This window comes from Lysinibacillus sp. LK3 (assembly GCF_001043675.1).
Taxonomy (GTDB): Bacteria; Bacillota; Bacilli; order Bacillales_A; family Planococcaceae; genus Lysinibacillus; species Lysinibacillus capsici.
Genome location: NZ_LDUJ01000016.1, coordinates 22,332 through 42,361, shown reverse-complemented (window position 1 = coordinate 42,361; position 20,030 = coordinate 22,332). Strand labels below are relative to the sequence as shown.

General features: G+C 37.0%; 19 protein-coding genes. 15 read left to right on the top strand and 4 right to left on the bottom strand.

The features are described 5' to 3' along the window. From VK91_RS12150 to VK91_RS12140, 3 genes are all read right to left on the bottom strand, one after another. Positions 1-339: a DUF485 domain-containing protein gene (locus VK91_RS12150; protein WP_048393058.1), complete on the bottom strand. Its 339-nt coding sequence runs from the start codon at positions 337-339 to the stop codon at positions 1-3. Between the two features lie 481 nt (positions 340-820). After that, complete coding sequence (locus VK91_RS12145) at positions 821-2,374, bottom strand: cation acetate symporter (RefSeq protein WP_048393056.1); 1,554 nt, start codon at positions 2,372-2,374, stop codon at positions 821-823. Beyond that, positions 2,375-2,710 carry a DUF485 domain-containing protein gene (locus VK91_RS12140; protein ID WP_004227946.1) on the bottom strand — a complete coding sequence of 112 codons (336 nt, stop codon included), beginning with the start codon at positions 2,708-2,710 and terminating at the stop codon, positions 2,375-2,377. A gap of 585 nt (positions 2,711-3,295) precedes the next feature. Here VK91_RS12140 and VK91_RS12135 point away from each other — a divergent pair. The 12 genes from VK91_RS12135 (at position 3,296) to VK91_RS12075 (ending at position 13,990) form a co-directional block, all read left to right on the top strand. After that, entirely contained in the window at positions 3,296-3,892 is a 597-nt protein-coding gene (locus tag VK91_RS12135; RefSeq protein ID WP_004227948.1) for an SCO family protein, read from the top strand. A 189-nt stretch (positions 3,893-4,081) separates the two neighbouring features. Beyond that, entirely contained in the window at positions 4,082-4,417 is a 336-nt protein-coding gene (locus VK91_RS12130) for a helix-turn-helix transcriptional regulator (RefSeq protein ID WP_048393055.1), read from the top strand. A 30-nt stretch (positions 4,418-4,447) separates the two neighbouring features. Next, positions 4,448-5,446 (top strand): NADP-dependent oxidoreductase, encoded by a 999-nt coding sequence (locus VK91_RS12125; protein ID WP_048393052.1) that lies wholly within the window; start codon positions 4,448-4,450, stop codon positions 5,444-5,446. A 261-nt stretch (positions 5,447-5,707) separates the two neighbouring features. Further along, on the top strand, positions 5,708-6,379 hold the full coding sequence (locus tag VK91_RS12120; protein ID WP_048393050.1) for a GntR family transcriptional regulator: 672 nt from the start codon (positions 5,708-5,710) through the stop codon (positions 6,377-6,379). A 278-nt stretch (positions 6,380-6,657) separates the two neighbouring features. Continuing rightward, entirely contained in the window at positions 6,658-8,124 is a 1,467-nt protein-coding gene (locus VK91_RS12115; RefSeq protein ID WP_231595646.1) for a 4-hydroxyphenylacetate 3-hydroxylase family protein, read from the top strand. A 28-nt stretch (positions 8,125-8,152) separates the two neighbouring features. Then, entirely contained in the window at positions 8,153-8,944 is a 792-nt protein-coding gene (locus tag VK91_RS12110; RefSeq protein ID WP_048393048.1) for a carbon-nitrogen family hydrolase, read from the top strand. Continuing rightward, positions 8,944-9,618, top strand: a complete 675-nt coding sequence (locus VK91_RS12105) for a DUF2848 family protein (RefSeq protein WP_048393046.1) — start codon at positions 8,944-8,946, stop codon at positions 9,616-9,618. The genes VK91_RS12110 and VK91_RS12105 overlap by 1 nt, the downstream gene beginning before the upstream one ends. A gap of 1 nt (position 9,619) precedes the next feature. After that, positions 9,620-10,333: a hypothetical protein gene (locus tag VK91_RS22705; RefSeq protein ID WP_156181898.1), complete on the top strand. Its 714-nt coding sequence runs from the start codon at positions 9,620-9,622 to the stop codon at positions 10,331-10,333. A 161-nt stretch (positions 10,334-10,494) separates the two neighbouring features. Further along, on the top strand, positions 10,495-11,361 hold the full coding sequence (locus VK91_RS12090; RefSeq protein ID WP_053075707.1) for an FAD synthetase family protein: 867 nt from the start codon (positions 10,495-10,497) through the stop codon (positions 11,359-11,361). 53 nt (positions 11,362-11,414) lie between these two features. After that, complete coding sequence (locus VK91_RS12085; protein ID WP_048393044.1) at positions 11,415-12,743, top strand: MFS transporter; 1,329 nt, start codon at positions 11,415-11,417, stop codon at positions 12,741-12,743. A 59-nt stretch (positions 12,744-12,802) separates the two neighbouring features. After that, positions 12,803-13,276, top strand: a complete 474-nt coding sequence (locus VK91_RS12080) for a flavin reductase family protein (RefSeq protein WP_048393159.1) — start codon at positions 12,803-12,805, stop codon at positions 13,274-13,276. Positions 13,277-13,447: 171 nt separating this feature from the next. Further along, a complete protein-coding gene (locus VK91_RS12075; RefSeq protein WP_048393042.1) occupies positions 13,448-13,990 on the top strand; it encodes a pyridoxamine 5'-phosphate oxidase family protein in 543 nt (180 codons plus the stop codon). Positions 13,991-14,230: 240 nt separating this feature from the next. On the opposite strand, the gene VK91_RS12070 is transcribed toward VK91_RS12075, so the two are convergent. Further along, the gene (locus VK91_RS12070; protein WP_048393040.1) at positions 14,231-15,262 is read right to left on the bottom strand and encodes a S66 peptidase family protein; all 1,032 of its coding nucleotides are present in this window, start codon (positions 15,260-15,262) and stop codon (positions 14,231-14,233) included. 615 nt (positions 15,263-15,877) lie between these two features. Here VK91_RS12070 and VK91_RS12065 point away from each other — a divergent pair. From VK91_RS12065 to VK91_RS12055, 3 genes are all read left to right on the top strand, one after another. Further along, positions 15,878-17,104: a benzoate/H(+) symporter BenE family transporter gene (locus tag VK91_RS12065; protein ID WP_082148147.1), complete on the top strand. Its 1,227-nt coding sequence runs from the start codon at positions 15,878-15,880 to the stop codon at positions 17,102-17,104. 14 nt (positions 17,105-17,118) lie between these two features. Next, positions 17,119-18,420 (top strand): glutamate-1-semialdehyde 2,1-aminomutase, encoded by a 1,302-nt coding sequence (hemL, locus tag VK91_RS12060; RefSeq protein WP_082148146.1) that lies wholly within the window; start codon positions 17,119-17,121, stop codon positions 18,418-18,420. Between the two features lie 133 nt (positions 18,421-18,553). Continuing rightward, a complete protein-coding gene (locus VK91_RS12055) occupies positions 18,554-19,993 on the top strand; it encodes a PLP-dependent aminotransferase family protein (RefSeq protein ID WP_048393035.1) in 1,440 nt (479 codons plus the stop codon). Positions 19,994-20,030: the final 37 nt, after the last annotated feature.

Genomic DNA, 20,030 nt, shown 5'->3' with positions numbered 1-20,030 from the left:
TCATCGGCGGCCACCTCCGTTCTCGTATTCAGCAATAATCGCTTTTGCTTCTCTATCGAAGCTGTTTGCCTTTGCTACATATAAATGACATAACCCCCATGTCATGATGAAAAGACCTGCTGCATAGATCCACACCCAAGTAATTTCCCCAAATGCCTTTTGGTGTAGAATTGTCGTGTACGATGTCAGAATTGGTAACAACATGTATGCCGATAAAAATATGGCAGTCATTGACCAAAGAAAAGAGTTCTTTCTTCGTACAAGAGACTTAAATGATTCTTGATTTGCAATTGAATCATAGTCAATCACGATACCTTTTTTTGCTTGATTGTTCGCCATTAACATTCCCCATTTTGTGTATATTTTTTCTACCTCAAGACTTGATTTTGCTAGTTTAGTGAATTCACATTTTCATTTTATGTAACAGTTCACAAAATTGCAATACATTTCAGAAAAATTATGTAAAAAAAATTTTTCAGAAAATACTCCTAAGAGAGAAAAAATGGCGCAAAGCCAAGAATATAAAGGGTTTTAGAAAATTCAGATAAATAAATGAAGTGAAGAGAAATCTAGATTCTTAACAAAAAATGAAGGGTAAATTTACAAAAAAATCTTGTTTTTTCAATTAAAAATAAACACTATTTACCTAGTGAAAATTGGATTTTTTCTGTTTTTTGGAAGTGAAATAATATTGTTCAATAAATAAATTGGTAGATATTGAATAACAAAAAAGGCGAAAAACTCGACCAAAAATCGAATTTTTTGCCTATTTTTTTGCATTTTTTGAATTGAGATTCATTATGCACGAGGTGTATAAATATTAATGTGAAATATCAGAGACAGACACGCCTGTATTTGCTTTCACACGAATTTCTTTATAAATACGTTCTGCTTCTTCCTGTGGCACTTTGTTAGATGAAAGAACAGTACCTAAGTATCCAGCAATAAAGCCTAATGGAATCGTAATAATCGCTGGAACAGCAAGTGGCACAAGTGGTTGTCCAACAAAGATAGCCGCACCTTCAACAGGGCTCCACACATTTGGTCCCATTGCTCCTAAAATTAAACATGATACTAGTCCCGTTACCATCGCAGTTACAGCACCTGTAGAATTAAATTTCTTCCAATAGATTGTATAAAGGATTACAGGTAGGTTTGCTGACGCACCGATACAAAAGGCGAATGATACTAGGAATGAAACGTTTAAGCTTTGTGCAAACAGAGCGAGAATTATAGACACGATCGCAATCGAGATAGAGCCTGTACGAGCTGCTACTACCTGTTGCTTCTCTGTTAAATTACCACCCTTAATGATTTCTCCATAAATATCATGAGAAATGGCAGAAGCCCCTGTTAGTACTAAACCAGAAACAACGGCTAAAATAGTCGCAAATGCCACTGCGCCGATAAATGCCATCAATACATCTCCACCTAAGTAGTGCGCAAGAAGCGGAGCAGCTGTATTACCAGCCTTACTTTCAGCAAGAATCTGATCTAAACCTACAAAGTTTAATGCACCGAACCCTAAGAAAATTGTTAATGAAAAGAAAATAGCTGTAATCCAAGTTGTCCAAGAAATAGAGGAACGTGCTGTTTTTGCATCCTTTACAGTAAAGAAACGCATTAAAATATGTGGTAAACCAGATGTTCCTAAAACTAAAGCCATCATCATCGAAACGGAGTCGATTGTGCTTGTATACTTAATTCCAGGTACAAGGAACTTTTCGCCATGATCTACTGCAATTGTGTCGAACATCTTCATAAGAGAGAAGTCAAATTTCATTAACACTAAAACCGCTAATAAACCTGTCCCGAATAATAATAGACTTGCTTTAATGATTTGCACCCAAGAAGTCGCTGTCATACCACCAAACAATACATAAGTTGTCATCATAACACCGACAATTAAAACGGCAATCCAATACTCAATACCGAATAATAGCTTAATCAATGCACCAGCACCAACTAGCTGTGCAATCATATAAAGAATTACGATAATAATGGTACCAGACGCTGCCACACCACGAATTCGCTTTTCATTAAAACGAGCCGTTAACATATCTGCTAACGTGTAGCGGCCTAAGTTTCGCATTGGCTCAGCAATGACATAAAGCAGCACTAAATTCGCTACTACATAGCCTACAGAGAAGAAGAAACCATCAAAGCCAGTTAAGGCAATTGCACCAGACACCCCAAGAAAGGCTGCCGCAGATAAATAGTCACCAGCAATCGCAAAGCCGTTTTGCCACCCCTTTAAACCACCACCAGCAGTGTAAAAATCAGCCGCAGAAGATGTACGCTTTGCTGCAATATAGGTAACAACAAGTGTTAAGCCAACAATAGCTAAAAAGAAACCTATGGATACGATGTTCATTTATTTTCCACCTTTCGCCTGGTACTCTGCAAGAACAGCAGCTGCAGCTTTATCGAATGAAGCAGCTTTTTTTACATATACTGTACAAAGCACAATGGTCATGATAAATAATCCTGCAGAATAAACCCATACACCCGTAATATTTCCGAAGAATTTTTGTTGTAGTACAGGCTGGAAAGCAAGAATCGGAAGCAGGATATAAAGAATTAAAAACACTGCTGTAATCGAGAAAAGAAAGGTATTTTTCTTTTTTACAAAGCTATTAAACGATTCCATTGCTTCAATTGCATGATAATCAATTGATTGGGCCTGTTTTTTGCTTGAAACATTCGCCATTATTATTCCCCCTAAAGTTATATATTTCTGTTTTAAACGACATATTTCTTTTTCGTTCGTCGTTATATTCATTTATTTTATGGGGGAGAATCCTATAATGCAATACTAAATTTTGAGTTTTTATAATTTTTAGTCACTTCTGTTTTGTGGAAATAACATAGAAATAATAAGGATTTATTAGAAAAATTCTGTTTAAAAGAGCGTGCAGTTTTCTGATGAAATAATATTGTTAAAATAGTTTGTTGTTGATAAAAATGAATGTAGGAGAAAATACAAACATAAAAGAGAATTTTCTGTATTTTATTATTCTGCTATTAAATTCCATGGGAGCTTGTTAAGTAGAAAAAAATTGTTATATAACAATTATCTGAGGTTTTGGGAAATAACGAAAATGATAAAAAAAAGCTATGAAAAAATTTTTAAAAAGGATGTGTCATTTGGAAGAATTAGTGAGGAGGAATTCCAGAATCAGTTAATGTTCACATGTTATACAAATAGCCATCTGGGTGTAAGTCCATTATCTTGTGTTTAGCTTCTATAATGAATAAAATAAGGTGATGAAATGAAGGGAAGTGGGCACCACTAATGACAAAGAAAAGTATATTGCTAGTTTTAGTTCTAGCATTTAGTAGCATTCTAGCTGCTTGCGGTAGTTACAAGTTTGAACCAACATTAAATCTCGAGGTTCAAGATTTCACAGTAACAAATCAAAAAAATGAACAAGTGACCCTAGATGATCTTAAAGGTAAGCCTTGGCTAGCCATGTTTATTTTTACAAACTGTACGACAATCTGTCCACCCATGACATTTAATATGACAGAAGTTCAACAAGCACTACAGGATGAAGGCCTTGAAGATTATCAAATTGTGGCATTTAGCGTCGATCCAGAAGTGGATAAGCCTGATGTTTTAACAAATTACTTAAATACGTATAATGTTGTAGATGAAAGCAAATGGCAGCTACTAACTGGCTATCAACAAAAATTCATTGAACAATTTGCACGTAAATCATTTAATTCATTAGTTAAAAACGATCCTAACTCAGACCAAGTCATACATATGTCGAGCTATTATTTAGTAAACGCAGACGGCACAGTTGTAAAAGACTATGATGGCGCGACAAACGTACCAGTTGAAACAATCGTTGGAGATATGAAGGCTCTTATTAAGGAGAGCAAATAACACAGAAGTCCATGTGACTTCTGTGTTTTTTTATGGAAAGAGGGGAAAGTAAGATGTACGCCTTTAAAAATCATTCGTCTCGATTTACTTTCCCAATATTGCAGCGAATACGGCAATATTATATCGTTATATGCAGCAACGGTTCATTAACTTAAACTATTCAACAGATTAGTAAGAGGAGGGATTTTAATGAATAAACATGACCAGCTTAACTTGATTAAGGACGACTTTATAAATTCTCAAAAGGTACTATTAGCAATTGGTGATGAAACCAGACAAGCTATTTTAATGGTATTAATGAGCACAGATTGTCAAACGGGATTGCGTGTAGGTGAAATCACAGAACAAACACATCTTTCTCGACCGGCTGTGTCACATCATCTTAAAATTTTGAGAGATGCTGGTGTTATTTTAATGCGCAAAGAAGGTACAAAAAACTTTTACTATATAGATATACGGACAAAACTAGGTTCGTTAAAAAATCTTGTTTTGGATATTGAGACGTTGTTAACGGAATTTTATTGACAATTAGTAGGTTATCTGGAGGAATGAACGATGAAAGCAATGGTGATAGATCAATATGGCAAAGCCCCAATGCACATGGCAGAAGTGCCTACACCTGAAATAAATGAATATGAGGTACTTGCTGAAATCCATGCAGCAAGTATTAATCCGATTGATTTTAAAATCCGTGATGGGAAAGTAAAGCTGTTAATCCACTATAAAATGCCACTGATCCTTGGAAATGATTTTTCAGGAGTCATCGTAAAGGTTGGCGAAAAAGTGACTCGCTTTAAAGTAGGAGATGAAATTTATGCACGTCCAAGGAAGAGTAAAATTGGTACTTTTGCGGAATATATCTCGATTCATGAAGATGACATAGCCCTAAAGCCTAAAAATTTGAGCTTTGAGGAAGCTGCATCAATCCCACTGGTTGGCTTAACGTCATACCAAGCTTTACATGACATCATGCAATTACAAAAAGGTCAAAAGATTTTAATTCATGCTGGCTCTGGTGGTGTAGGTACCTTTGCTATACAACTAGCAAAAGTAATGGGCGCCTCAGTGGCAACAACGGCTAGCGAAGCTGGTGCAAACTTAGTTACATCTTTGGGTGTAGATAAAGTGATTAATTATAAGAAAGAAAACTTTGAAGCTATACTGAAAAATTATGATGCAGTCTTTGATACGCTTGGAGGAAAGACCTTAGAAAAATCTTTCGAGATTATCAAGGATGGTGGAAAAATTGTCTCCGTATCAGGCACGCCGAATGCTCGTTTCGCCAAAGAATATGGTTCAGGATTTTTCAAAACATTATTATTTTCAGCAGCAAGTCATAAACTGACCTCACTTGAAAAGAAATATCATGCTCAATATTCCTTCTTATTTATGAAACCAAGTGGCGATCAATTACGCATAATCGCCGATTTAATTGAATCTGGTAAAATCAAACCAGTCATTGATAGAACTTTTTCATTTGAAGATGCTCAAAAGGCGATGGAATATGCGGAGTCAGGTAGAGCAAAGGGGAAGATTATCGTAAAAATGAAATAGTCTTTATGTTCCCTGAAATTCTTTAATTCAAACAGCCCTTTTCAGTTTTCATAGTTCTTGTTTTGCAGGATAGATGAGATTGGAAAAGGGCTGACTGTATATAGCAGAGTTAAAATTTCAGAAAAAACAAAAAATAATGTTGACTTATAATAAAAGTATTTTGTATTATGTATACATAAAACATAAAGAGTTTAAACCATTCATATAAATTCAAATTTTTAATTTCGTATGGTAAAGACTTAATAAAAAGGATGGATTATTATGGAAGGGGCAAAATTAAAGCCGATTGAGAAGGAAAAAACAACGCAAGACAAAGTGTATAAAGAAATTAAAAAAGCGATTTTATACGGTGGTATAACGAGTGATGAGATATTTACAGAGGTTCAATTAGCAGAGAAATTAAATACTTCAAGAACGCCAGTAAGAGCAGCTCTTCAAGACTTGATAAAGGAAGGTTTACTTGTCTCTATTCCCAGAAAAGGAATGACTGTAAAAAAACTGACGGAAGATGAGCAAAAAGAAGTGTTCTTATTAAGAAGTGCTATTGAAGTGGAGGCAGTAAAGAAGCTAATTGAAATCATAACATCTCCTGAGCAGCTAAAGTCACTCAAGCTAATTTTGAAGCAACAAGATGAAGCGCTCCAAAATGATGATGCTATCCGATTTATTGGGTTAGACCATGAATTTCATTTGTCGCTTACAAAGTTGGCTAAATTCACGATAATGGAACAAATTTTGACCAATTTGCACAATCTAACACAGCTAATGGGCTTAAGAGCAATTAGGCAGCCTGGAAGAATGAAAAGTGTTTTAGTTGAGCATCAACAAATTATTCAAGCTATTGAGGAAAAAAATCCTGATTTAGCTTCAAAAATGATTTTAAATCATTTAGAAAAAACAAAAGAAACATTAATGGTTATTGATAATAGCTAATAGTCATGAATGCTTTGAAGGGAGGTGTTAAGGAAGTTACTACTATCGTGTAGGGTGTACTTCAATGAAGATAAATTTTAAAACGTGAGAGGTTTACTTATTTGTTCGTTGTAAGCGCTTGCGTCTTCGTCCGTACTTAATTATTGTAATTTTTTGAATTATTTCAGAGATTTATGTATACACAATACAGTATACAGAATACTTGATTGGGTTCATTAATTTCTGAAAGATTGTCTCTTATAGCTTCTATTTAAACAACACATGGGGAGGAATTAAATATGGTGAGAACAAGTCAAGAGTACTTACAAGCATTGAAAGACGATCGTGTGATCTACATAAATGGGGAAAGAGTCAAAGATGTAGCAACACATCCTGCTTTTAAAGGTATTACAAATACAATTGCAGGTTTATATGATTTAGCGTTAGATGAATCAAACAATATGATTTATCAAACAGAAGATGGAACGCTAGCAAACAAAATTTATATGATTCCCAAGAGTCGTGAAGAACTGAAAGAACGAAGATTGGCCATTTCAAAATGGTCTGAGGCCACTTGTGGTTTTGTTGGAAGAAGCCCTGATCATGTTGCTAGTTTTTTAGCTTCATTTGCTAGTGCACCTGAAGTATTCGAACGTGGAGGAAAAGCCTATGGAGAAAATGTTTTAAATTTCTATAAGCATGTACGAGATAATGATTTATATGTAACGTACGTAATTATTCCTCCTCAAATTGATCGAAGTAAAGCAGCTCATGAACTAGAAGATAAATACCTTCCTGTAGGCGTTTATGAAGAGGTAGAGGACGGTATTATTGTGAGAGGTTCTCAAATGCTTGGTACAGCTTCAGCAGTATCCGACTACTTATTTGTAAGCTGTCTTACGCCACTCCGTCCTGGGGATGAAGACTATGCATTATCCTTTGTCTTACCGATTCACGCGAAAGGATTAAAATTCTATGCAAGACCTAGCTATGCGGAAAAATCACCGAGTACATTTGATTATCCGTTGTCTTCTCGTTTTGATGAAAGTGATTCGTTAGTGGTTTTTGATGATGTATTTATTCCATGGTCAGATATTTTTGTGTATAAAAACATTGATATTGTAAGAGCTCAGTTCCATGAAACACCAGCTCACGTATTAGGCAATAATCAAGCTCAAATAAGATTTAGTAATAAATTGAAATTCTTAATTGGTGCAGCACGTAAAGTAACAGCTATGAATGGCATTGATAAAATTCCTTCTGTTCAAGAAAAGCTAGGTGAGTTGGCATCCATTGCAGCTTCTGTTGAAGGTAACCTATTAGCATCCGAATATAACTGCACGATTGATAAAAATGGGGTCGCTCGACCAGATCCACGTTTCCTGTATGGTGTAGTTGGTCAACAGGATATTATTTATGCGTCTATGATTCGGATTTTAAGGGAGCTTTGTGGTGGAGGTGTTTTACAATTACCTTCTTCCTATAAAGAAATGATTAATCCTGAGACGAAAGATGATATCTATCAATATATTCGTTCCACAGGAGTTGGAGCTGAAGAGAGAATCAAATTATTTAAGTTAGTGTGGGATATCATTGGCTCAGAGTTTGGTGGTAGACATCAACAATATGAATTGTTCTATAATGGTGCACCATTCGTTACGAAAGGCTATTCATTTAGAAATTATGGATATGAAGAGCCAGTAAAAATGGTTGAAACATTTTTAGAAAGTTATTCCCTTCCTACGCAAGTGGAGGAACTGGTTTAGGAAAAATAGATAAAAGGATGTTGAAAAAATGAAAATTGCATCAATACAGTTAGAGATTAAAGATCAGGAATCGAAAAATGCTCGTATCGATCGTGTCGAAGCAATGATTGATCAATTAAAGGGACAAGATTTAATTGTACTACCCGAAACATGGGCGACAGGGTACTTTGCATTTGATCGTTATGTTGATGAATCAGAAGAAATAAACGGTGATTTTGTACAGCGATTTTCTTCAAAGGCAAAAGAAATCCAATCCTATCTATTTGCAGGCAGTTTCATAGAAAGAAACAATGGAAAGTACTATAACACAAGTGTTCTATTTTCTCCCGAGGGTACACTCATTGGAACCTATAGAAAAATACATTTATTCCGTTATGGTTCGCAAGAGGGGAAAATTTTAACAAGAGGTATCGAAACGACTGTAGTAGATACGGACTTTGGGAAGGTAGGATTATCAACTTGCTATGATTTACGTTTCCCTGAATTGTACCGCGCAGAAGTTGATTTAGGAGCAGAATTACTTCTTGTGACATCTGCTTGGCCACATGCTAGATTAGAACATTGGAAAATATTTAATACAGCACGCGCATTAGAAAACCAATGTTTCTTAATTTCAAGTAATTGTGTAGGTAATACACATGGCATCCAATTAGGTGGTCACAGTCAAGTGGTTGATCCTTGGGGAATAGTTATGGCAAGTGGAGGCGATGAGGAAACCATTGTAAAAACAGAAATTGATCCTTCCCAAATTGCTGCTATTCGTGATGCCTTCCCTAATTTAAAGCATCGAGTTTTAGATAGACAGGAGGAATTGATTTAATGATTATTATCGTTTCTGGAAAGCAAATGGAGGCTATACCTAAACGCTTACTTATTGCTGGCTATACAGGTAAAGATCAAGCATCTGTAAAAAAACATATTGATGAATTAAGAGAGATTGGTGTTCCAGCCCCACCTCAAGTGCCAATGATTTACGATGTTTCAACTAATCTTCTTACAACAAGTCCATCCATTTCAGTAGTTCAGGAAAGTAGTAGTGGAGAAGCAGAAGTCGTTATTATGAACGTGAAAGGGAAATGGTACGTAGGACTGGGTAGTGATCACACAGATCGGGAGCTTGAAAAATTGTCCATTCAAAAATCCAAACAGGTTTGCAGTAAGCCGATTTCCACTCAATTTTGGTTGCTAGATGACATAGAGAGTCGCTGGGATGACATTGAAATGCGAAGTTGGATGATTGTGAATGGTGAAAAAAAAGAATACCAAACTGGAACACTTGGAGAGTTTTTGCATCCAAAAGAGCTAATAAAAATTATTACAGAGCGTGGATATTACAGTGAGGATTTGATGGTTTTTTGTGGGACTCTACCAATCGTAACTGGAGAATTTATTTACGGTGATGTTTTTTCAGCAGAATTGTATGATGCTTTAACAGACCGAAAAATTCAACTAGATTATAAGGTTCATATTTTAACAGATGCGGAGGTAGTATGAAATGGGGAATTCAGAAATAGAAGAGGTTATTAAACCAGAACATGAATTTGTTGATTACAAAACATTTGAGGCTGTCCCATCAAAAACTGTAGAGGGTTCCTCACAAAGAATTATTGCACAGATTCCAGGTACTGAAGTAGCAACACGTATTCTAGAACTTGGGGTAGGGACAGATACATCTCCAGACGGTGTACAAATTCATGATTTCTGGGAAGAATTATACATTATCGAAGGATCGTTAATTGATTTACGTTTAAACGAGGAATTTACAGCAGGAATGGTTGCATGTCGTCCTCCTGGAATGGAGCATGGGCCATGGCAGTCCCCAAATGGCTGCACAATTTTTGAAGTTCGTTATTATGCTGATCAGGAAAAGCAAGAGCATGAGTTTGTTGACTTCAAGACGTTTGAGGCTGTCCCATCAAAAACTGTAGAAGGCTCCTCCCAACGAATTATTGCACAGATTCCAGGTACTGAAGTAGCAACACGTATTCTAGAACTAGGAGCAGGGACAGATACATCTCCAGACGGTGTGCAAATTCATGATTTCTGGGAAGAATTATACATTATCGAAGGATCGTTAATTGATTTACGTTTAAACGAGGAATTTACAGCAGGAATGGTTGCGTGTCGTCCTCCTGGAATGGAGCATGGACCATGGCAGTCCCCAAATGGCTGTAAAATTTTCGAAGTTCGCTATTACGCCAATAAATAAGCGATTCAATTTTAGAGAAGCTAATTTTTTAGATGGGGTCAAGAATCTCATCTAAAATTGCCTCTGATGCATATAAACTTCTACATTTTTATTGTTCATCAATGTATACACAGTACAGTATACATTAAAGATTAGCTAACTTGTAAGGAAGGTGAAGCGTAGTGGAAATTATCCATTTAACACATCCAATGAAGGAGCATTTTGACATACAAGAACCCCATGTAATGGCGTTAGGCTTTTTCGACGGTGTTCATATAGGCCATCAATTTTTACTGCAGCAAGCAAAGAAAATTGCTCATAAAAATAATTGTAAATTATCAGTCATGACTTTTGATCCTCACCCTAGTGAGATTATCAAAGGTGAAACAGATAGAAAATATTTAACCCCTTTGTCTTCTAAGCTTGAAGAAATGTCTCAAATCGGTGTTGATAAAGTTTTTGTCATGAAATTCACATCGCTTTTCGCTTCACTTCCTGCAAGTGAATTTATTAACCAATATATCATCAAGCTCCATGCTACACACATTGTTGTGGGCTTTGACTTTAACTTTGGCTATAAAGCGCAAGGCAATGTAAATTATTTGCGCAAGGCTAGTAGATACAATCCCTTTAAAGTGACAGTGATCTCCAAAAGGGTCACGAATGATAACAAAATAAGTTCAACATTTATTAGAGAGTTAATAAGTGAAGGGGATGTTCACCTAGTTCCATACTACTTGGGCAAACATTATGAAGTAAAAGGATTTATAAATTATCCGAAAGATTTGTATAGACAACCGCGATTGAATAGTATGGCTTTTCAAATTCAGGGTAAATATGTTTTGCCAAAACAAGGTTTATACAAAGTAGAGATTACTGATGGCTGTAAAACCATTCAAGGTTTTTTAAACCATAATAGCTCTCACGAAATCAGATTTGAACTGCTTAGTAATAAATTAGAAAGATTGAAAGAGGTACACCAAAAGGAAATAACGGTGAAATTTTTTAACAGAGTCGCTTATATGGATACAATCCCTATTTGGAATTAAAGTTTATCCACAAATCTGTATATAAAAAACAAATAGTTGGGGGAATGTGATGAATGGGAAAAGAAAAATCAACTGCAAGTTCCCGAAAAGTATTATTCGCTAGTTTAGTTGGCAGTACAATTGAATTTTACGATTTCTTTCTTTATGGTACCGTGGCAGCGCTTGTCTTCAATAAATTATTTTTCCCAAGCCATGATCCATATGTAAGTCTGTTACTCGCTTATGCTTCGTTTGGTGTAACGTTTTTCATTCGACCTCTTGGGGGGCTCATTTTTAGTCATATGGGCGATAAATTTGGAAGGAAAAACACCCTTGTTGTTTCACTTTTATTAATGGGGATTTCAACCGTATGTATAGGCTTGCTACCAACATATAGTTCAATCGGCATTTTCGCGCCTATTCTACTAGTATTCTTAAGACTCCTCCAAGGTATAGCTGTTGGTGGGGAATGGGGAGGAGCTGTTCTCCTAGCAGTTGAAAATGCACCGAAAGAAAAACGAGGATTCTTTGGAAGTTTTCCTGCAATGGGAATTCCTCTAGGTATGCTACTTGGCACAACGGCTATTTCAATCGTCAGTTTGCTTCCAGAGGAGCAATTTCTTTCATGGGGATGGAGACTTCCTTTTCTATTAAGTGCCGTTCTAGTGATTACGGGATTCTGGATACGCCGTGGCATCGAGGAGACATCGGCATTTAGTGAAGAAAAGCAAAAAGGCAATGTTGTAAAAGTACCCCTTTTTGAGACATTACGTTATCACTGGAAAGCTGTATTAATTTCCTTAGGGGCAAAATGTGTGGAAGTGGGACCATTCTATGTTTTCACAACATTCTTTATCTCCTATGCGACAGATAACATTGGTTTCTCAAGGACTACAGCACTGAACATTATTACTGCTGCAACTATTGTGACGACATTGTGTATTCCAGTCATGGGGAAATTATCTGACGTACTGGGACGTAAACGCCTATTCATGATGGGAGCGGCAGGAATTGCGTTATTCTCTTTCCCTTACTATTATTTATTATCAACAGCATCAACGTTTTGGGCTTATGCCGCTTCTATTATCGGTTTAGGCATTCTATGGTCAGCTATTGCCAGTATAATTGGCACCATGTTTACAGAAATGTTTAGTACGAATGTCGGCTATACAGGAATAACACTTGGTTATCAAGCAGGGTCGGCGTTGTTTGGAGGAACTGCTCCTATGATTGCGACAGTTTTACTTAGCACTTACAATAACTCCTGGATTCCACTCGCTATTTTCATTGTGATTCTGTCAGTGGCTTCCTTTATCTCTGTTACATTTTTACGCAAAGCGCCAGTAATAGAAGAGAGCTTAGTAGAGCAATCATTGCCTCAAAAGGAATTGGTTATTAAATAGCTTTTTATATCAGAATATTCAAGTAATAAAATTAGGAATTTTAAGGAGGAAATAACATGATGGATGATAGAACTTTTAGAAATGCAATGGGTAAATTTGCTACAGGGGTAACAGTAATTACGACTGTGATTGAAGGGGAAGCACACGGTATGACAGCAAACGCATTTATGTCCGTTTCGCTTGACCCGAAATTAGTCTTAATATCCATTGGCGAAAAAGCTAGAATGCTAGATAAAATTAATACTTCAGGTAAATTTGCTGTGAATATATTATCAGAGGAACAAAAAGAGCTATCCATGCATTTTGCAGGACAAATTAAAGAAGAACGTGAAGTTGAATTTGACTGGGTAAATGGACTACCGGTATTAAAAAATGCATTAGCAAATATTGTATGTAATGTTCATAGCAAACAAATTGCAGGAGACCATACACTCTTTATTGGAGAGGTAACCGATATTGAGATGAGCGATGGTTCACCACTTGCGTTCTTTGAAGGCAAATATAGCAAAGTTAGTCAGCCAATAAGCTTATAATTACCTATCTTCTAAAAAGTAGAACCATCGTTTGAGCATTCTTTGTTGAACGGTGGTTTTGTCTTTGTTTCAAGTTGGAAAATGGATTGCTTAATTGCTGTAGTTATGGACGTTTTTATTCAATCCAAAGGTTGATAAAATCACATCATACTACAAGTAGGAGTGATAACAATGGATAAGGTACGTTATAAAGTCAGAGAAGTGTTGGACAAGAACAAAATTGATGCATTTTTGCAGCAAGCTCGCATTGGGCATTTGGGTATGGTTGATGGTCATTTGCCATATGTTGTCCCCCTTAATTTTGTGTGGACAAATGGAGTGCTTTATTTCCATGGAGCCACTGGCGGGAGACGAAATCAAGTGATGGAAGAGAACCCAGAGGTTTGCTTTACGGTTTGCGATGAATATGGAACCATTACAAATCCAGTACCTGCAAAAACGGACACGGCTTATATGAGTGTCATGGTTTTTGGCAAGGCTCAGCCTATTTTGGATTTGAATGAAGCGACACACATGTTGCAAGAAATGATAAATAAATATGTACCTGGTTTCTATAATCGCCCCTTATCCCAGCAACACGTGGATAAATATCGATCAGCCGTTTTCGGAGGGCCTGTTCAAGTTTACCGTATTGACCCTCAACATATTACCGCGAAAGAAAACCCAATTGCCTTAGGGGAGATGTTCAATATTGAGAAAATCCCACATACATAGTATTGGTTTTAGAAATTGGTAAATCAGAAAGATGGATTAAAAAATATCCCATCCCTTAATCCTTATCTAATAGCAACATCAAAAACTCCATTTTGAAAAAAGATTGATCAAAATGGAGTTACTCTCTATAGATAAGTATGAGATTTTTATAAAAAAGTTTGAACATTTTTTAGCTATGTTGTTCCAAAATTGCGCCAGATTGTTGAATATCCTTATTCATCCCAAAAAGCCGCTAACATCTTACAGTACAGCGTTTTCTAAAATAGTAAAAGAGCTTGTATTACAATTAATTTCTGCTAATGCACCAAGAGGTAAAATGAATTTCGGTTCAGTATGTCCAAAGTTCATATTGTATAGAATTGGTGTATCATCCAAGTTAAATTCTCCCATCACTTTTAAAATCTCTTCTTTATATTCTTCGAAATACTTTTCATCTTGTGGTTTACCAAATATAATTCCGTTTGCTTTTTGTAAAATACCTTGTACACCGTAGTTTCTCAACCAATATCTAAGTAGGTTAGGCTCCGGTTGATCTTCAGATGTTTCAAAGAAAAGGATGCAATTTTCCCAGTATTTTTCTTCAGGCCATAGCACGGTACCTTTAGCAAACTCTAATACTTCAATGCACCCTCCTATTAAATGTCCCTGTACTATACCTTTACCTTGCAGCAATTCGTATCCTTTATTAGGTTGCATTGTGCGTTTTTGATTTTTATTTGATTCTATCCATTCTAAATGCTCACTTGTCCATTCTACAGAAGGAACAATTTCACCTATTACTTCATTAGAAAATAGCGTTTTCTGAATAGATTGAACGGTATATGAGTGCATTTCAACGTTTTCTGCAAAATCGGTTAAAATTGCTGGTCCATAAAATGAAGATATACCCGCCTTCAAACAAAATAAATGAGCAATCGTTACATCTGAATAACCCATTAAAATTTTAGGATTTTTAGTTATAACCTCAAAATCAATGTAAGGGAGTAAACGAACACTATCATCTCCACCAATATTTGCAATAATAGCTTTAATCTTGGGGTCCTTAAAAGCCATCATTAAGTCCTCTGCACGTGCTTTTGGATTTTTGTCTAGATAATCTGCACCTTTCAAGCTATTTGGCATTGCTATAACTTTCAGTCCAAAAACCTCTTCAAGTCTTTTTACGCCCTGTTCATAACGCCATTTTAATTCTGGATCTCCAGCACCTCCCCAAGAAGGACTTATAGTGGCGATATAATCTCCTTGCTGGAGTTTATTTGGCTTTAATAACATATAAATTCACCTCAAATTAGATTTAATTTCATTAAAAATAACATATTAATGGAAATTTTTAAACAGTCTATCATTTATGTTAAATAAGCTACTAAATTCTTTTTGGTAACATTGAACAAAATGATTTTATTTCACAATCTGGCCCGTTTGTTGAACAAAAAAATCCTACATAGCAACACAGGACTTTTAATCAAACTTTAAAATGAATGATCAATCTTTGTTTTAAACGTTCAATTCTTTTTTAAAACTACAATATAGTGATAGGTTTTTTTATTGTACCTAATTTTATGGACTGCTAAAATTCGCAGTTTTGGATGTTTTTTATCAATCCGTATTACGTTATGCTAAGACCGTTCATTTATTAGCAAGGAGGGGAAGTGCTACTGTTTAGTTCAGGTCGATTGACATTTATCAGATAGCGGCAAGTAAAGTGTTACTGGGAATCAAGCAAATAGAAATTTTTTCTGGAAGGTCACGTTACATAAAGAGGGCTAATGACAATAGGAAAACGACATTCCATATAGGAAGGGAACAGTTCTTAAAGGACGCGAATACGTGCTGAATTCCTAGTATGAAGAAGTGATTAAAATAATTTGTAGAAAGGAAGGAAAGTGTATGAACTCAACATCCGTTTCACTGAATGTGCGTGATTTCCTGTCGCCCACCATCGCTGCTTTTATATCTGTCTTAGTTAACTATGGGGGCACTTTTATCTTGGTGTTTCAGGCTGCCAAGGTTGCTGGTCTAAGCCCAGAAATGACTGCATCATGGATATGGTCGATTTCTATTGGTGTGGGGGTAACGGGTATATGGCTAAGTTACCGATACCGTGAACCCATTATTACAGCTTGGTCAACACCAGGCGTGGCGTTTCTTGTTTCGGCTTTAGCGGTTACCCCATATGCTGAAGCCATTGGTGCTTATATTATTTCTGCAATAGCCTTTGTTTTGTTAGGTTTATCAGGCATGTTCGAACGTTTTGTCCAACTTATTCCTCCAGGTATTGCGTCAGGTCTACTGGCAGGTATTTTATTACAATTTGGTATTTCAGCCTTTGGTGGTGCGAAAGTGGAACCTTTACTTGTCATCGTCCTGTTTACTACGTATATCGTACTAAGAAGGTTTACATCTCGCTATGCAATTGTCGGTATTCTAGTCATTGGCTTGATTTATTTAATAAGTATGGGGCAGGTAGATTTCAGCCATATCGAGTTAGCCTTCGCATCTCCTGTATTTGTTACGCCAACGTTTTCTCTACATGCATTATTGGGTGTCGCTTTGCCGCTTTTTATTATTACCTTAACAGGACAGTACATGCCAGGCATGTTAGTGTTGCGAAATGATGGATTTAAAACGAGTGCCAATCCGATTTTGATTGTAACAGGATTGGGATCACTCCTGACAGCACCCTTTGGATCGCATGCTTTTAACATAGCAGCAATTACAGCAGCCATCTGTACGGGGAAGGACGCTCATGAGGATTCAAGAAAACGTTATATTGCAGGTATTGTTTGTGGCATTTTTTATATAACTGTCGGAATTTTTGGGGTAACATTGGCTGCATTGTTTTTAATTCTCCCAGCTACGTTCATTGCAACATTAGCGGGATTAGCGTTGCTAGGCACAATTGGTAGTAGCCTTGCCAATGCTTTAACAAATCCTATTGGACGCGAAACAGCTCTCATTACTTTTTTGGCAACAGCCGCAAATGTTACTTTACTTGGAGTTGGCGGGGCATTTTGGGGGCTTGTAGCTGGTTTGGGCGCCCATTTATTAATGAATGTTCCATTGCTCAGAAAACAGCAAAGCATAAATGAGGGACAACAAATTAGACAAAGATAATATCACTACGAAAGGTGGTTTTTAACATCGATACGACAAAATCAATAGAAGCCTTCGAAATAGCAAAAAAACTTATGCCTGGTGGGGTAAATAGCCCAGTGAGAGCATTTCAATCAGTTGGGATGGAGCCAATTTTTATGAGTCACGGGAAAGGCTCAAACATATATGATATTGATGGCAATCGCTATATAGATTATGTTCTATCTTGGGGGCCATTAATTCATGGACATGCAGATAAGGAAGTTTCAGATGCACTTCTTGAAGCCATCAAGAGGGGGACAAGTTTTGGATTGCCAACTTTACAAGAAAATAAGCTAGCAACATTAATAGCTACTCGCATACCTTCCATAGAGAAGATTCGAATGGTTAATTCGGGTACAGAAGCGACAATGAGCGCCATTAGACTAGCTAGAGGCTTTACTGGCAAAGACATGATTGTGAAATTTGATGGAAACTATCATGGGCACAGTGATCATCTATTAGTAAAGGCAGGCTCAGGAATTGCTACCTTCAGCCTTCCTGATAGTCTGGGTGTACCAAAAGAGATCACTAAGCATACAATCTCCATACCTTATAATAATATCGAAGTCCTGAAAAAGATCTTTGATAAATATGGCTCACAAATAGCAGCAGTCATCGTAGAACCGTTTGCAGGCAATATGGCGGGAATACCAGCTAACCCTGAATTTCTTCAAGCAATACGTTCTTTCACTACAAAGTATGGTGGACTATTTATACTCGATGAGGTCATGACTGGTTTTCGTATAGATTACCACTCTGCTCAAGGGCTTTATAACATAAAACCAGACTTAACATGTTTAGGAAAGATCATTGGTGGAGGGATGCCTGTTGGAGCATATGGTGGAAAAAAAGAAATCATGAATCACATTGCACCTGAAGGTAGTATTTATCAGGCTGGAACCTTATCGGGTAATCCAATCGCTATGGTAGCAGGGTATACCACAATCAATAAATTAAATCATAACAGTTATACGTATATCGAAGCGTTAGCAGAGCGGCTTATTCAAGGCTTATCAAAAGTAGCTCATAACAATCATATTCCACTTAAAACAACGAAAGCTGGGACAATGATTGGCTACGCATTCATCGATCATCCCTTACAAAATTTTGATGATGCTCAAAAAATAGATGCTGAGATGTTTCGCCGTTTTTATAAAGAAATGCTTAAACAGGGTATACTTCTACCTCCTTCTCAATATGAAAGCATATTTATCTCGACTGCTCATTCCATACATGATATTGATAGAACGATTCATGCTGCAGATGTAGCCTTTAAAAGGATGTCGTGTAATTAGATGATGCAAAGTGGACTACAAACATCCTATATCTATAAAATGATCGATTTGATAGTATAATAATTATTGACTGTACAAAACTATTAATTTTCGCATATTTTAAAAATCTCTATTCTAACTGGAAGTGAATTGAATGTTACAAGTTAACCGAGACGATAAAAATCCTATATGGCAACAGTTACTTGACCAAGCTATTCATCATATTACAACAGGCAAATGGCCACCAGGGGAGTTACTTCCTCCATCCCGAGAACTCGCCTTATTAGTAGGTGTTTCACGCTCAACCATACAAATTGTTTATGAGGAATTATTTAGTCGAGGGTATACTGTGACAAATTGGCGTGGAGGAACAAGAGTAAGTGAATGGGGGTTTAAAACCAACTTGGCAGAAGAGGTGATTCCTCAAGGACCATCTACGCCAACATTACCTTTATTAAACGTGGCAGTTGATGAATTAAACAGTTGGTTTAGAGGCAAAGAAAATGGAAACGTCGCAATCGATTTTTGTCCCCATGAGCCGTATTTGGACGAGCATTTCCGAAAAACTTGGCGACAATCGTTTTTACAGGCTTCAGCAGAAACAGATCTGACCAATTGGGGCTATGGCGATGCCTACGGTTTCACACCGCTCCGTGAACAGATTCAACGTTACCTGACATTTGAAAGAGGTGTACATGTAGAGATTGACCAAATCATCTTAACCTCTGGCGCACAGCATAGCATCGATCTGATTGCCCAAGCCCTTCTTAAGGAAGGAGAAACGGTTTCTGTGGAAGATCCAGGCTTTCCTGCAGCCTGGATGACCATGAAATATCGGCGTATGAATGTTGTTGCTGTACCCGTGGATGAGTATGGCGTACAAGTAGAGCAGATTGATCCACAAACCAAGCTTATTTTTGTTACACCTTCTCACCAATGTGCGGTTGGTGTCATAATGTCTGAGCCACGCAAACAACAATTGCTGCAAAAATCCGCGAAAAATCAATTCTGGATTGTAGAAGATGATTATGATGGTGAGTTCAGGTATCGAGGTGGCCCGCTTCCTACCTTGTTTAGCCAACAACCTCACAACACATTATATATGATGAGTTTTTCTAAAATGGTTGCTCCTGGCATACGAATATCGGCTGTTATCGGCCCAAAAGATGCCATTCGCCAGCTTGCGCAAGTACAACAATTAACCTATCGGCATCTTCCCATTATGGAGCAATTAACGCTTGCTCATTTTATTGAGCACGGTCATTTTATGCGTCATATGAGAAGAGCCAGAAATGTCTATCGACGTAGACATGAAGCGATGACAAAGGCAATCATGGCGACAGGACTAGCCGAGCGTTTCAAGCTAAGTGGCATTGAAACGGGTTTGCATATGCTTCTTGAGGCGGAAGAATCGTTTGATGAAGAAGCAATGACGAACCTCGCACTCGAAAATGGGATACGTGTTTATCCACTGAGCAAGTATTGCTTAGAAAATACTCGAAAAGGATGGGTACTAGGCTTTGCTAAAATTGATGAGCAAGCCATTGAGGAAGGCATTTTTCGTCTTGCAAAGATTCTCTTGCAAGAAACATAATCATTAGCTGGGCAATAAGGGAATTGGGGGTTGCGAT